We start from the raw sequence: 15467 nt of genomic DNA on the forward strand, positions 1-15467 counted from the left end.
GCCTGTTCCACAAAAAAATTTATCTTTTGTGGAACGGGCATCTTGCCCGTTCTTGAGAATGGTGCAAAATGTGAGTTTTAACTCATAGATTGCACCATTCTCCAGTAGCCTTTTAGGAACAGGCAAGATGCCTGTTCCACAAAAAAATTTATCTTTTGTGGAACGGGCATCTTGCCCGTTCTTGAGAATGGTGCAAAATGTGAGTTACCATGCTAAACTGATTTTTCTCAGAATACAAGATTGACTGTCATTTGACTAGAAAAGTGACGGCGGCAAAAATCGCATTTTGCTAAATTTTTTAACGTGAAAGGCGTTAGTGTATTCTAGTAAGTATTGTCAGGCTGAAATTATGATTGATGTTGGTTCATTAGTTCGATCGCCCCGAAGCGATTTGGGAGTCGGAAAAGTTGTCGAGGTATCGCGTACCGAGGCGGTAGTTGAATATTTTTGCTCAGTTAAAAACCGCATCCGCAAAACTGTGCCATTAAGTCTACTGCAAGAAGCTAGACTTCAGCGCCAAACCCGCTGCTACCTCTGGAGTACCACTCAGGAAAGATGGATAATTGGGCGAGTTTATGATTGGGATGAAGATAAATTAGAGTACGAAATTGACCTGCCCGACAGCCAAAGTTTGCAAGCTGTTGAAACCGAACTTTACGTTCGCTGCAATATCCCGATCGCCGATCCGATCGACATTTTAGCAGTCAAAGGCCAAGAAACGCCGTATTTTCACGATCGCCGATTGGCATTTGTTCAATCTGCGATCGAACAGCGGGCCGTCAGCCGGGGCATGACCGGTTTAATTTCTGCTAACATAGACCTCTATCCGCACCAAGTTGAAGTTGTCCGGCGCGTCCTAGAAGACCCAATCGTGCGCTATTTATTGGCCGACGAACCAGGACTGGGAAAAACAGTAGAAGCCGGGACAATTCTCCGCCAATTCCTGCTAGATGACCCCAACGGACGCGCTGTGGTACTGGTTCCGAAATACTTGCTTGAACAGTGGCGGCAGGAGTTGGAAAATAAATTCTATTTGTCTCATTTTGCTGACAGAGTGCAGCTTGTTGCTGTTAGCGAAATCAATCAAATTAGCCGCAACGCTAACCTCGATTTTCTGATTGTTGATGAAGCGCAGGATGTGGCGGCAATGGCAAATTCGAGCGATCGCGCTCAGCAGCAGTCCTTTGAACTCTGTCAGAAACTAGCTCAGAAAAGCAAAAATGTATTGTTATTATCTGCAAGGCCAGTTCTCGGCCACGAGCAAGATTTTCTAACGATGCTGCATTTGCTAGATCCGACAACTTACCGTCTTGATGACCTGGAAAGCTTCAAAGAACAGGTGCAAAACCGTCAAGAAATCGGTCGCGCTTTGCTAGATTTCCGAGAAAATTCCCAGCCTGCTGTTTTGCAAACAAAACTCGCTCAACTCCGCACTATTTTTGCCAAAGATGATTATTTAATCGGATTAGCAACAGAGTTAGAAAGTTGTTTGAAAACTAAAGAAACAGCAGAACAGGCTCGGCTTGTCCGAACTATTCGCACTCACGTTAGCGATACCTACCGCCTCCATCGTCGCATCCTTCGCAACCGCCGGGATGCGGTTGAAGATGTGATTTTCGAGCGAGATGCTGTCCCCAAAACTGAGTACGATCTGAATGATGAACAGTGGTCGGAAATTCAAACCGTACTCGATAAATGGCGCACAGTGGCTCCCAAGTCGAGCGAATATCAGAGAATTTTTCTGCTATTTTTCCGCGCTTCTGGTACTTGGCTGAATGTTTTAGAACGGGTTGTCAAAGCTCGCTTGCAGAAAAAATCGACTCCAGAACTCGATCGCGAATTTGGACAAAATGACACAGCAATTTTGACCAAAACGGCGCTGTTTCCCGAAGAAAGGGAAATGCTGGAAACCTTGCTCAATACCCTGGAAAAGCCCCAGGAAGGACTCGATCGACTGAGTTTGTTACGAATCGCGATTCTCCGATTTCTGGCAGTTGCTTTGAAGGTTCCGCGCGAGTATCACAGCAAACCTCGCGATTTGCTGTCGAGAATTCAACAGCAAATTAAACGGCCGATTCCCGGCGAGCGTTTCCCGAAAATTGTGATTTTTACCAGTTTTACTGCAACTTGTAAAGAGATTGCGGAAAATTTAGCTAAAATCTTTGGTAAAAATGCGATCGCCAGCCATGACACGAGCAAATCGGCTGATGATGTTGAGGCTAGTCTCAAGCGGTTTAAGACAGAAGCGCATTGTTTTATCTTAGTGTGCGATCGCTCGGCGGAAGCAGGGGTAAATCTGCAATTGACAGATTGGTTAGTTCACTTCGATTTGCCGTGGTTTCCCAACCAGTTAGAACAAAGACTCGGCAGAGTCGATCGCATTGGCAGCAAAATGGGAGTGCAATTTTGTTTGTTTGCAGGCCCGGATTTGCCGGAGAGTCCCCACGAAGCTTGGTTTCAAGTTTTAAAAGATGGGTTTGATATCTTCAACAAATCTATTGCCAGCCTTCAGTTTTATGCTGAGGAAAAACTTCTCAAACTTGAAGAAAAGTTGTTTGCTGAGGGAGGTAAGGGTTTATCCAGCGAAATTGAAGCGATTAAAACTGAAATCGCACAAGAGAAAATCAAAATTGACGAACAGTACGTTCTCGATGAAATTGATACTCTTGATGACAGTGCATCTCAGTATTTTGAATCTCTCGACAACTGCGATGCTAAGCATAAAGAAATGCAGCGGGCTACTGAAGGTTGGTTGTGTCAAGCTCTTCACTTCAAACAAATCGAACATCCGAGTGTATCGGGGTTGATGCGCTATAAACCTACTCAAAAAACGTTAATTCCCTCGAACGATTTGATGACCAGATTGGTTCCTTATTGCCAGCAATATGGTAGTTACAATCGCCGTATTGCTTATCAGAATGCGGATGTTGCTCTTTACCGCATTGGTGAGGGATTGATCGATGCAATTAGCTCTTATATTCGCTGGGACGATCGCGGTCAAGCTTTTGCCATGTGGCGGCATGATGAAAGTTGGGATGCGGAGCCCGGGAAGGAGTGGTTCGGCTTTCAGTTTAATTATTCAATCCAGACTGATGTGCAGCCAGCCGAGCAAGTTTTGCAAGCACAAAACATCGAAAATTACAACTTGAAAGCTTTGCAGCGCCGCGCTGATGCTCTGTTTCTCCCAATATTTGAAACTGTGTTTGTAGATGCTCGCAGTGAGCAGATGTCTCTGGTGGAAGATGCGGAACTTCTGGCGATTTTGCAGCGGGCTTATAAGGGGAAAGGCGGGCCAAATCGGGATTATAATTTGTCGAAAAATCGCACGTCCCTGATTGACAGTTTTGTCGATCCGCTAGAATGGGATGATTTTTGTCAAAAGGGACGGGTGGTATCCGAGGAATTGCTGCGCGGGCGATCGGCTTTTGTGGAAATGTGCGATCGATCTGCTGTTACTGCTGCTATCCAACTAGAAAACCGGGTGAATCAATTGCAATTGCGCTTGAATCGACTTTCTAAATCCGAACAACTTTTAGAATCGGTTTTGGCTGATGAAATCAGTACGGAAAGTTTGTTGAGTCAAGCGGTTTTAGCTGGGATTCGCCGCCCGCACATGACTCTTGAGTCTGTGGGATTTATGGTGATTTCTGGGCGTCCTCCTGTAAAGGAGGATGAGGGATAATTTGTTTGGGAGGGCGATCGCTCTTTTTGGGGGCGATCGCTTTTTAGCAACCGCAGATGCAGGCGGATAAACGCGGATGGACGCAGATGAAGGAAAGGGCGATCGGTTTTATCTAATACCAATTTTGTATGAGGCTGCACATATCTCGATCCCCCCTAGCCCCCCTTAATAAGGGGAGTAGGGGGTGGGACAAGATTCTTCTCAAAGTCAACCCCTACTCCCCAACAATCAGGGGGATTTAGGGGGATCGAGATATGTGCAACTTCACATTAAATTGGTATAAACTGCGGAAGTGACAGCAATTTTTAGGTTATGGGACTGCAAAAATGATAAGATAAAAGCAGTAGTAATGAGTAGCAGTGATTTAGTTAAAAGCCACGCTTCGGCCTGACATCAAAGCGCGTCGATCGCATGGAAATTAAACCGCACAGCCAAAATGAAGAAGTCTCAAATAAAAATTCTGCTCGTAGAGGACGATGGAGGGCTGAGAGCAACACTGGCAAATGTGTTGGAAGCAAATCATTACGGGTTGGATCGGGCAAATGATGGACAAGTGGCCCTAGACTTGGCAGCAGCAATTGAGTACGATCTAATTGTGTTAGACGTGCAGGTTCCCACACTCGATGGAATTAGTCTATGTCGGCAATTTCGATCGCAAGGCTACCACAAACCGATCCTGTTAATGACGGCAAAGGATTCAGATGCGGAGGTGGTGGCTCTTCTCGATGCGGGCGCCGATGATTACATCAGCAAGCCTTTTGCTACGGAAGTATTACTGGCAAGAATACGAACTTTATTGCGACGCAGTAAAGCACTTTCCCCAGGAGGTTCTACTCAGAATTCAGCGGCTAATACATTGACTTGGGGAGAGCTTTGTTTAGATTTAGAGTCTGGTAGAGTGACATTTTGCGAACAAATAATTTCACTGACACCGACCGAATATAATCTGCTGGAATTATTACTGCGAAATCCCGATCGCATCTTTAGTCGCAGTGCTATTTTGGATCGTTTGTGGGGATTTGATGAGGCACCAACCGATCGCGCCATTATCACTCATATTAAGGATGTCAGAAAGAAATTGAAGGCCGGCGGCTTAACTGAAGAAATCATTGAAACAGTTTATGGCATGGGCTATCGACTGAAACCGTACCCCCAATCTGCATCGTCTAGTTCAAATAATCTTGGGATTGAGCGCACCAAAAAACATCAATCTCACGGGGTAGATAAGTCCGAAAGCTACAAAGTGTTAGAGCGGTTTCGGGGATGCTTCAACCAACAAATTGCTGTATTGGAACAGGCAAAAACTGCTCTATTAGCAGGAAATTTAGAAACAGAATTACAGCAAGCGGCCAAACATGAAGCTCATAAATTAGCTGGCTCTCTGGGATCTTTTGGTTATCCCGAAGGCTCGAAATTGGCACGCTCGGCAGAGCATTTGCTAATAAAATATCGCTCTTTGACTGCTGAGGAAATTACCCGCTTCTCGGAATTGGTGACAGGATTACAGCAGGAATTAGCCAAAACACCGATTACATCAACGGCTGTACCAGTTTCTACTATTTCAACTTTCAACTATCGGGTTTTGGTAGTTGATGATGATGCTGCATTAACGGAGCGATTGAAAGTAGAATCCGAAGCTTGGGGATTGCGGATGAAAATTGCGCCGAATATTACTGCTGCCCGATCGCGTCTTGCTTTGTCAATGCCCGATGTGATGTTACTAGATTTAAGCTTTGCAGAGACAGAGGAAGATGGATTGACGCTACTGCGAGAACTGACCGAGCGAGCGCCTAACCTGCCTATAATTGTCTTTACCGGACGAGATAGCCTTGCCGATCGCTTGGCAGTATCGCGCTTAGGTGCTAAGCAATTTCTCCACAAACCTGCAACCACCGAGCAAATTTTTCGAGCCATCGCCCGTGTTTTACCCAGTCCCAAAACTTCAGAAGCGAAAGTCTTAATCGTAGATGATGACCCTGTGATGCTGGTTAAATTATCAGCGTTACTGACTCCTTGGGGAATTGAGGTGACAAATCTCAAAGAACCACAGCAATTTTGGGAGGTGTTAATTCGCACTGAGCCCGATTTAGTAGTGCTGGATCTAGAAATGCCTATCGTCAGCGGGTTAGAATTGTGTCAGGTGGTGCGACAAGATATCCAATGGGAAAATTTACCGATTTTGGTGGTGACAGCCCATACCGATCCAGAATCTCTCCAACAAGCCTTTGCAGCGGGAGCCGATGATTTTATTACCAAGCCGGTACTAGGGCCTGAATTAGTCACGCGGGTATTCAGCCGAATCAGGCGCAGTCGTCCTTTACTTCAGGGTGGGAATACTTAAATACAACTTATACCAATTTTTTATGAGGCCCCGTAGAATCCGATCCCCCCGGCGCCCCCTTAATAAGGGCAGGGCGGTTTCATTCTCACCAAAAGGTTTTTGTAGGGGCGGTGCCCCCGTGCCCGCCCCCACCCACAGACGATTTCACAGGCGTTTGGGACATGGGGGCAACCACGGGGGGATTGCCCCTACAAGAGAATGAAACAGCCCCCCCTTAGCAAGGGGGGGTGGGGGGGGTAATTACATGGCACGTTCAGTCAATTTTGTCAAGACTTGATTCGATCGCTCGACAAAATCCTTCATCCCTTCAGCATCGAAACCCTTCTGGGCCATCAAAGCCAAGTCGTAAACGTGGTGACAAATCATACTCGCCAACTGGGCCGACGGAGACTCGCCGCCGCCTTGAATAATCGCACCCTGACTCAAACTCGCCAGATTTTGAATCAGCGGGTGAGAGGTATTCACCAGCAAAACGTGGTCTTCGGGGAATTCGGCCGCTTGCTGCTGCAAAAGCGCCGTCATATCCCGCATCCGGCGCAAAGCTTCCGGCAAAAGTACGATCGCAGGTGGCGTCGCCTCCGCAGAGTCAGACTTCAAAGCTTCTGTGCGAATGTTCACTTTCGGCTTGTTGAGAGCTTTTTGGAACATTTCTTGAACTTGTTCGCTGCGAGTTTTATTCGTCGCCGGATCGACAATTTCCGCTTCTTTCTCTTTGTCAATTAGCGTTTCGTCGATGTCGGAATCAACCCGCGAGAATTTGACATCTGAGTATTCTCGTTCCAAGAAACTGATAAAGTGCGTGTCGATGAAAGAATCCATAAACAGCACTTCTAAACCTTGGCTTTTGTGCATTGCCACGTAAGTTGCTTGAGACGCCGGATCGGTACAATAAAACACCCGATTTTCATGGCGTTTTTGATTGCGTTCCAAATACTCTTTCAGCGTCGTGTAAGGTTGCGTCGAAGTAGAATTTTCCGACTTCGGAGTGACATCTTGCCACAAATCTCCTTCCTCACTTTGCACCTGAACTTCTGGCGTTACAGTTTCTGGCTTGTCCGCTGTTGGTTCGTAGGTGCTGCGGTAGATTAAGATATCTTCGACTTGCTTTTTGAACTTGTCATCGTTGAGAGTTCCAAACTTTACAAAAGTGCCGATATCTTGCCAGCAGCGGATGTATTCGTCACGGTCGTCGCGGTAGAGTTCTTTCAGGCGATCGCCCACTTTTTTCGCAATATAATCAGCAATTCTCCTGACTGTGCGATTGCTTTGCAAAGAACTGCGAGAAACGTTCAGCGGAATATCGGTACTGTCAATAACTCCCCGCAGCGGCATCAAGAATTTAGGGATAATTTCTTCGCAGTGGTCGCTGACAAAAACCTGGTTGCAGAATAGCTTAATATTGCCTTGGGTAACATCGACATCCGGCCGCAGTTTGGGAAAGAAAAGAATGCCGTTGACAATAAAAGGATAATCTGTATTCAGGTGTACCCACAGCAGCGGCTCGTCTTGGAACGGGTAAAGGTAGCGGTACAGTTCTAAGTAATCTTCTTTTTGCAAATTGCTGGCAGATTCCCGCCAAATTGCTTTGTGCTTGTTGAGTTCCTCTCCCTCAAATTTGATGGGAACGGGCATGAAATCGCAGTAAGTTTTGATTAACTGCTTAATCCGACTGGGTTCTACATATTCTTGTTCTTCATCTTGGAGGGTAAGAGTAATAGTAGTGCCGCGTTCCGTGCGGGAAGATTCTGATAGTTCAAAAGCCGGAGAACCGTCGCAAGACCAGTGTACGGCTTGGGAGCCTTCCTGGTAAGAAAGAGTATCAATGTCTACTTTCTTCGCCACCATGAAAGAAGAGTAGAAACCTAGGCCGAAGTGACCGATAATTGCGTCCTCGCCGCTGCCGTGGTATTTTTCAATAAATTCTTCTGCGCTGGAGAAAGCGACTTGGTTGATGTATTTTTTTACCTCATCGGCGGTCATGCCGATGCCGTTATCGGAAATTGAGAGGGTTTTGTTTTCTTTGTCGATCGCTATGTTGATTTGCGGTTCGCCCACCTCGCCGCTGTATTCGCCGGAACGAGAAACCATTTTGAGTTTAGCAATGGCATCGACGGCGTTAGAAATTAGTTCCCGCAAGAAGACTTCGTGGTCAGTGTATAGCGACTTCTTGATAATCGGGAAAATATTTTCGGTATGGATTGAGATTGTTCCCTGTTCTAAAACTGTCATAATTTTTCGCTAGGTATTTGTCGGTAATGAACCGTGATTAGTCATTGGTCATTGGTCATTGGTCATTAGTTATTAATTGTTAGTCGAGCTGAATTTTCCTGTTATACGTTGTTAGCTGCTAACTACTAACTACTAACTACTGACTACTGACTACTGACTACTGACTGAGGACTAATGACTATTTAATGATTTTCGGCGATCGTGCTACCTTTTGCCAAAGGGATTACCCGAAATAACTGATTCGGTTTCCCTCACATGGTAACTCACAAAGGCAATCGCAGGAAAAAGGTGCTGCCACAGCCCAATTCGCTGCGGGCGCTGAGGCTGCCGCGGTGTGCCCGGGCGATGGTTTGGGCGATCGCCAATCCCAGTCCCGAACCGCCGGTATGGCGCGATCGATCGCTGTTGACTCGGTAGAATCGATCGAATATTCGCTCTAAATCTGCCGCCGCTATCCCAATACCGGTATCTTGCACCTGAACGATCGCCTCCTGGTGGCTGCAATCTAAAATAACTGTTACTTTTCCCCCAGGCGGAGTGTATTGAATGGCATTAACAATTAAATTAGCAACTAAGCGATAAAGTTGGTCGGAATTGCCGACAACATTTAATTGCTGTTGCACCCGCACTTCGGATGTTAACGCTACCTTAGAAGCGATCGCCAAAGCTGCCAATTCCTCTACTAAATCGCTAACAAGGTCATTCAAACAACACAATTGAGGGCGATCGCGTATCGCTTGATTATCCATGCGAGCCAGTAGCAGCAAATCAGCCACTAACTGAGTCAATCTGCGGTTTTGGCGCTCTACAGTTCGCAAAATTTCCCGCGCTTCTTTTTCATCCAAGTGAGGCATCAACAGTGCTGATTCTACTGTCGCCTGCGAAGCCGCTAAAGGTGTCCGTAATTCGTGAGCAGCATCCGCTGTAAACTGTTGAATTTGTCTGTAGGAAGCATAAATCGGTTTCATGGCTAATCCTGCCAGCCACCAACTAGAAAAGCCTACTAAAATTAATGCTGTCGGCAATCCCAACTTTAAAATTAATTTGACTGTACTGAGATAATCGTTGAAGTCTTCCAAGCTCCGCCCCACTTGAAAATATCCCCAATCTTCCTGATTATTGGTGTGCAGCAATACAGAAATTTGGTGATAAATATTGCCTTGTCTGTCAGTGATTGTTTGCCAATGTTGTGAGTTAAAGGTCGGTGGCAATTCTTCGGGATAAGCGCCTGCTGTAGCAATCAAATTTCCTGAATTATCAAATAAACGGATATAGTAAAAGCTTTGGTTGATAGCGCTTAAAATATGGCGATCGGGCAACTGTTCTTTATCTTTAATGCCGTTAACTCCAATTACGCGGAGGTTTGGCAAAAGTTCATTTACTATTGGTTCCAGGCGTCCGGGCTGCTGCAATTTTGTTTCTAGGCTGTCGTGTAGCGTCCCAGCTACTGATTCTAATTCGCGGTCTATGGCTACCCAGTGAGCGTGGGCGATCGCCTCGTATACGCCCAATCCCAGCAAGCTTAAAATCAAACCCATTACTGCTGCATAGGAAAGGGCTAATTGCCAGCGAGTTCGGTTAAATAGTTTATTTTGATTCACATTGATTCGAGCGCTCTTTTTTAAGGTAAATATCCCAAGGTAAATAATACATTATTTTCTAATTGTACCAAGATTTCGGGATTAACTTCACCAATTTTATTTCGCAATCGTGTTTTATCCAAAACTCGCATTTGATGGCACAAGGCAACGGAATCTTGAGTCAATCCTCCCTCACCGCTGGGAATGAAAACACATGAAGGGAGAGAGGCACGGCGCAGATTAGTTGTTAGAGGAATACTGATAACAGTAGTCGTGTATCTCGCAATAGTATCGTTCTGGAAAATAATTATGGGACGTACACCTGCCTGTTCGGAACCTTGCGTAGGATCGAGGGCTGCAATCCAGATTTCACCCCGTCTGACTGTCATGCCAAATCCTCATGTTTTAGGAGTTCTGCATATTCGCTCATTCCGAGTTCCGCAAGTTGTCGGTCTTCTTCGGCAAATTCGCTGTAGAGTGCAGCTAAGTTAGTTTCATCGATTGCTGGAATAGTAACTAATTTGGCACGAAATTTCAGGAAAGCAATAAATTCAAATACTTGTTTTAGTTGTTCTATATCGAGCTTTTCTAACTCTTGTTGGATTAAATCTTTCATGGCAGTCATTTTTCCGATCGAGTTTTCTCTATTATAGCCAGATACGGGAAACGAGGTATATTCCCCCCGCCGTTGCCCCTACTACTTTAATTTTTCATCCGGTATCCGACGCCGTGTACAGTTTCAATTAAATTCGCGCAGCCAACTGATTCGAGTTTGCGTCGCAGCAAGCGCACTTGAGCGGCTACTACATTGCTAAAAGTATCCGCACTTGCTTCCCATATCTGATTCCGAATTTGGTCGGTGGTGACAATTTGGTTCGGATGTTTCATAAAATATTCTAACAGTTGAAATTCTTTGTTTGTCAGCGAAATTATCTGGTTTTTGCCGTGGGTATCGAGATGACAAGCAGTGCGATTTCCGCAGTCGAGAACGAGATTCCCTACTTGTAGCTGTTGGGGCTGAATTTGGGGCGATCGCCTTTGCAAAGCCCGCAACCTTGCTAACAGTTCCGCCATCCCGAACGGCTTGACTAAATAATCGTCAGCCCCGGCATCTAGTCCCGCAACTTTATCTTCCATTCGGTCTTTTGCTGTCAGCATCAAAACGGGCAGTGCGCTATGTTTAGCACGCAATCTCCGCAGCAGTTCCAATCCTGACAATCCTGGTAGCAACCAGTCAAAAATAGCGAGGGTGTATTGCGTCCACTGGCTGTCTAAATATTCCCAAGCTTCATTGCCATCTAGGGCCCAATCAACTATATATTTTTCCTGCTTTAGGGTTCGCTCGATCGCTTTCCCTAAATCGGGCTCATCTTCAACTAGCAAAACTCTCATAACTCTAATTTATAGCGGTAAATCCTTATACATTGTTACCGATCGGCAGCATCTACCCCAACATCTAACCTCACATACTGAGATGAAATCAGCATGAAATTTTCTAATTTCGCAGAAAAAGATGATAGTTGACAATTATTGACAACAAGCTGGAAATGTCTTATACTCAAACGCAATCAAATTTTTGATAATTTTTTTCAATAAGTATGACAGATTTATCCGATCATCCCGCCATTAGAAAGGCTGGGCGCTGGAGTCGCCGCCAACTGCTACAGCTAGGAATAGCTGGTGCTGGGGTAGCGGGCGGCGCGATCGCATTGCAAAATTTGACCCAAAAACGATCGGCATTGGCGAGAGTACCGCCAATGCCCGCAGATGCAGTCACCATCAGCAATATCAACCCCATGCAAATTGCGCGGGATTTTGATTACGGCACGGTGACGCGCGAAAACGGGCGCACGGTACGCGAATTTCGCATGGAAGCTAATACTTCGATCGTCCAACTTAACAGCGCCGTCACCTTCAACACCTGGAACGTGAACAATCGCGTGCCGGGGCCGACATTGAGGGCAACTGAGGGCGATCGTATCCGCGTCATTTTTTATAACAAAGCCGGAGATTCTCATTCGCTGCACTTTCACGGCGTTCATACCAGCGAAATGGATGGCGTTAAACCAGTGAAACACGGTTCGGTATTTATTTATGAATTCGATGCCAATCCCTACGGAGTGCATCTTTATCACTGCCATATTGAGCCTGTCACTCGTCATATAGGTAAAGGACTCTATGGAATGTTCATCATCGATCCGCCAAAACCCCGCCCTCCCGCCGATGAAATCTTGTTAATCATGGGAGGATACGATGTAAACGACGACAAAAAAAACGAACTATACGCTTTTAACGGGTTGCCCAATTATTACATGAACAACCCGATCCCTATTTACCGAAATCAGCTAATCCGGCTTTACGTTCTCAACATGATTGAGTACGAAGCGGCAGTGACTTTTCACCTGCACGCCAACTTTTTTGACGTATATCGCACAGGAATGACTTTGACTCCCAGTGAAAGAACCGATGTAATTACAATGGGAGTAGCTGAAAGACATATCTTAGAATTTACCTACGGCTACGCTGGAAAATTTATGTTTCATCCCCATCAAGATGCGATCGCCGAAGCAGGCTGCATGGGGGTATTTGAAGTCATCACTTAAACCAATCGCGCTCCCCGATTACAGCGATTAAAGTTAAGAAAGTCTTAAATTATCTACCCAATTTTCTCGCAAATAGGTAGAATGAATAGCTCGCAAATAATTGAGAATCTTTCTTAATAACTTGTGACTCCAAATGCACATCACGTAAAAATTAGCAACAGCCATGTTATCAACTTTTCGTTTATTACTCACATCTTGCACCATTCTTAAGAACAGGCAAGATGCCTGTTCCACAAACAATGACTTTTCTTGTGGGGTGGGCGTCCCCAAGAACAGGCAAGATGCCTGTTCCACAAACAATGACTTTTCTTGTGGGGTGGGCGTCTCGCCCGCCCGTAGCAGGGTTGTTGCAAATGTTGCAAGATATCGTTTATTATCTACCGCCGCTGCTACAGCCATCCTCGTTGCTCTGGCCGGTTGCGTTTCCCCCACAGCCAGCAACACCGACAGCACACCCTCACCCGCTGCTACAGCCAGTCCCGCAGCCACAAGCGGTCACAGCGGGAATCACGGCGGCAAAGGCGGCATCAACATCAATACTGCCATTCTTTCAGAGTTAGATAAACTCGAAGCCAAGTTAGGAATACCGGCACTTTCTAACAAAATTCAAGCCAGCCGTCCTTACGGGAAAGTCGAAGAATTGGTATCAAAAAATGTCATTACTCAACCCCAATTCGACGAAATTAAAGACATGGTGACTATTGAAGATGTCGTCCTCACAGGTGAAGCCAAAGATGTAGACTTCATGACTAAAATGGGATTGATGAAAGGGCATCTTATCGTAGCAAAAGAACTCTTGGATCAAGGCAAACCAGACCAGGCAGAACCTCACATCGGGCATCCAGTCGAAGAAATTTATGCCGATGTGGAAGATCAGCTAAACGAGCGTAAAATTCCCGAATTTAAGACTACTTTAATTAAATTGCAGGATTTAGTTAAAGCGGGTGCAAAAGACCCGGCTCAAGTGACTGCGGAATTTGACACATCGATGCAAGCTGTAGATGGAGCAATTGCCGCTCTTCCCGAAGCGCAGCGAAAAGATCCGAAATTCGTGCTGCAAGTGATTAACGGCTTGCTGGATACAGCTAATTCCGAATACGGAGCGGCAGTTGCTAACGGCAAAATTTCCGCAATTATTGAATATCAAGATTCGCGGGGTTTTGTCATGTACGCGGAAAACCTGTACCAAGATATCGCCGAGCAAGTGGCTAAAACTAGCCCGGAAATTGACAAAGCAATTGTTGCCAACATGACTGAACTGAAGACAAATTGGCCAACGGCGATCGCACCCCCCGCGCCCGTAAAAACAACCGAAGAAGTCACCAAGCTAGTTAAAACTATCGAAAGCGACAGCCAAAAAGTTCTCAAACCAGCCTCCTAAAAAATCAATTCTCATCAAGAGCGGTAATTGGTAAATAATCTGCCAATTACCTCGCTCCTTAACCACTCCCATTCCTACCATAAAAAAATGAATTTTGGCGAAGCATTGCCCACCTTTGTAATTACTCTCCGCGAAGGAGTCGAAGCCGCCTTAGTTGTCGGCATCGTTCTAGCTTGCCTCAAAAAATCAGGACAAAGTTATTTAAGTCCTTGGGTTTTCGGCGGTGTTGGGGTTGGACTTATTGCCAGCGCTTTGATAGGTGTACTTTTCGGCTGGACTATGCAAATTTTGTCCGCATCCAATCAGCCTTTTGCACCGATTATGGAATCGCTGCTAGAGGCCACCTTTGGGGTTATAGCAATAGCAATGCTGAGCTGGATGCTGATTTGGATGACTAAGCAAGCGCGATTTATGAAAGCCGAAGTCGAAGGCGCTGTGAGTGCCGCCTTAACGCAAAATTCTCATGCCGGCTGGGGCGTATTTAGTTTAGTTTTGATTGCTATTTTACGCGAAGGATTTGAAACCGTTTTGTTTGTCGTCGCTAACTTTAAACAAGGCATTATTCCAGCCATCGGCGCTTTGGGAGGAATACTTTCAGCCACCGGACTTGGTGTCCTGCTGTTTAAATGGGGAGTCAAAATTAATATCCGCCTGTTTTTCAAATATATGGGCATTTTATTGCTTTTTATTGTAGCGGGATTAGTAGTATCTACTTTGGGAAATTTTGACAGCGCGATGAATACTTTATCGCAAACAAATCGCGAATCAGCAGCACTGTGTTTCTATTACGAAAGATTTACTAAAATTCACTCTTGCATTCTCGGCCCAATGGTCTGGAATACCTCAAAAATGCTTCCAGAAGACAAGTTTCCCGGTTTGCTGTTGAGTGCGTTGTTTGGCTACACGGAGAAGCTTTATGTGGTGCAGGCGATCGCTTATTTCGTCTTTTTAATTACCGTGGGCGGGATTTATTTTCAAAGTTTGGCCGATCGAGTCTTTTTTCCGTTTAAGAAAACTCAGGTAACGAAATAGGAAATTAAGTGCGATCGAAACGCGATCGGCTTTGTAGTCGAAATTCAGGAGGCAGTTGTTTGTTGCTCATCACTAATGCGCCCATAAGTTAGAGCGCATTAGTTATTAGCAATCTATTGATTGAAGGTAAAACGACCGTCAACTTTTTCTCCCTTAATATCCGCTATCACTTTCACTGGATATTGTCCGGCTTCTGTACCTGGAAAAATCCCGTAGTAATGTTTGCCCTCAGCGTCGTATTTGAGTTCCAGATTTTGTTGTGTTCCATTCGCTAACTGCACTTGAGCGATGACTTTGGCGTCGCTAACTGCTTCGCGTTTGTCCCCTTTTTTCAAATAAAGATCTAAGTGAGTTCCGGTTGCTTGTTTCTGAGTTAGAAACTCTAAGTAATAAGCTCCAGACTCGACAACTTGACCTCCTTGAGATGTTTTCGTATGCTCTGTTTTAGCTGTTGCTGCCGGGGAAGCATTTGGAGGTGAAGGCGCAGTTTGAGAGGCTGCTGGATTGGATGTCGGGCTGTTATTTGGATCGCTTGCTTGGTCGCCTTGACTGCAAGCTCCCAAAAACAGCAATCCAACACTACCTAGAACAATTAAATTTGACTTAAGCGATTTCATTT

The 15467-nt window shown here is 45.5% G+C and carries 12 protein-coding genes; 5 read left to right on the top strand and 7 right to left on the bottom strand.

Annotated elements, in window-relative coordinates; all coding sequences use genetic code 11:
• Nucleotides 1-349 precede the first annotated feature (349 nt).
• On the top strand, nucleotides 350-3682 hold the full coding sequence (gene dpdE, locus QUA00_RS26710) for a protein DpdE (RefSeq protein WP_333411753.1): 3333 nt from the start codon (nucleotides 350-352) through the stop codon (nucleotides 3680-3682).
• 436 nt (nucleotides 3683-4118) lie between these two features.
• Nucleotides 4119-6023: a response regulator gene (locus QUA00_RS26715; RefSeq protein ID WP_333411754.1), complete on the top strand. Its 1905-nt coding sequence runs from the start codon at nucleotides 4119-4121 to the stop codon at nucleotides 6021-6023.
• 240 nt (nucleotides 6024-6263) lie between these two features.
• Here the strand turns inward: QUA00_RS26715 and htpG are convergent, their stop codons facing one another.
• From htpG to rppA, 5 genes are all read right to left on the bottom strand, one after another.
• The gene (htpG, locus tag QUA00_RS26720) at nucleotides 6264-8252 is read right to left on the bottom strand and encodes a molecular chaperone HtpG (protein WP_333411755.1); all 1989 of its coding nucleotides are present in this window, start codon (nucleotides 8250-8252) and stop codon (nucleotides 6264-6266) included.
• Nucleotides 8253-8515: 263 nt separating this feature from the next.
• Nucleotides 8516-9853, bottom strand: coding sequence for a two-component system sensor histidine kinase RppB (gene rppB / locus QUA00_RS26725; RefSeq protein WP_333411756.1), 1338 nt, complete (start codon nucleotides 9851-9853; stop codon nucleotides 8516-8518).
• A 20-nt stretch (nucleotides 9854-9873) separates the two neighbouring features.
• On the bottom strand, nucleotides 9874-10221 hold the full coding sequence (locus QUA00_RS26730) for a type II toxin-antitoxin system PemK/MazF family toxin (protein WP_333411757.1): 348 nt from the start codon (nucleotides 10219-10221) through the stop codon (nucleotides 9874-9876).
• Complete coding sequence (locus tag QUA00_RS26735) at nucleotides 10218-10448, bottom strand: hypothetical protein (protein ID WP_333103822.1); 231 nt, start codon at nucleotides 10446-10448, stop codon at nucleotides 10218-10220. Before QUA00_RS26735 ends, QUA00_RS26730 begins: the two co-directional genes overlap by 4 nt.
• A gap of 86 nt (nucleotides 10449-10534) precedes the next feature.
• Nucleotides 10535-11224, bottom strand: a complete 690-nt coding sequence (gene rppA / locus QUA00_RS26740; protein ID WP_333223872.1) for a two-component system response regulator RppA — start codon at nucleotides 11222-11224, stop codon at nucleotides 10535-10537.
• A 206-nt stretch (nucleotides 11225-11430) separates the two neighbouring features.
• Here rppA and QUA00_RS26745 point away from each other — a divergent pair, with 206 nt between their 5' ends.
• Entirely contained in the window at nucleotides 11431-12435 is a 1005-nt protein-coding gene (locus tag QUA00_RS26745) for a multicopper oxidase domain-containing protein (protein WP_333411758.1), read from the top strand.
• Between the two features lie 33 nt (nucleotides 12436-12468).
• Here QUA00_RS26745 and QUA00_RS26750 read toward each other — a convergent pair whose 3' ends face one another.
• Nucleotides 12469-12600, bottom strand: coding sequence for a hypothetical protein (locus tag QUA00_RS26750; protein WP_333411759.1), 132 nt, complete (start codon nucleotides 12598-12600; stop codon nucleotides 12469-12471).
• Here QUA00_RS26750 and QUA00_RS26755 point away from each other — a divergent pair.
• Nucleotides 12599-13816 (top strand): helix-hairpin-helix domain-containing protein, encoded by a 1218-nt coding sequence (locus tag QUA00_RS26755; RefSeq protein WP_333411760.1) that lies wholly within the window; start codon nucleotides 12599-12601, stop codon nucleotides 13814-13816. The two genes, QUA00_RS26750 and QUA00_RS26755, sit on opposite strands and share 2 nt — an antisense overlap.
• Before the next feature lie 87 nt (nucleotides 13817-13903).
• On the top strand, nucleotides 13904-14848 hold the full coding sequence (locus QUA00_RS26760; protein ID WP_333411761.1) for an FTR1 family protein: 945 nt from the start codon (nucleotides 13904-13906) through the stop codon (nucleotides 14846-14848).
• Between the two features lie 113 nt (nucleotides 14849-14961).
• Here the strand turns inward: QUA00_RS26760 and QUA00_RS26765 are convergent, their stop codons facing one another.
• Nucleotides 14962-15465 carry a hypothetical protein gene (locus QUA00_RS26765; RefSeq protein ID WP_333411762.1) on the bottom strand — a complete coding sequence of 168 codons (504 nt, stop codon included), beginning with the start codon at nucleotides 15463-15465 and terminating at the stop codon, nucleotides 14962-14964.
• Nucleotides 15466-15467: the final 2 nt, after the last annotated feature.

Origin of the sequence: Microcoleus sp. T2B6 (genome assembly GCF_036700475.1) — a bacterium.
In the GTDB taxonomy this organism is placed as follows: domain Bacteria; phylum Cyanobacteriota; class Cyanobacteriia; order Cyanobacteriales; family Microcoleaceae; genus Microcoleus.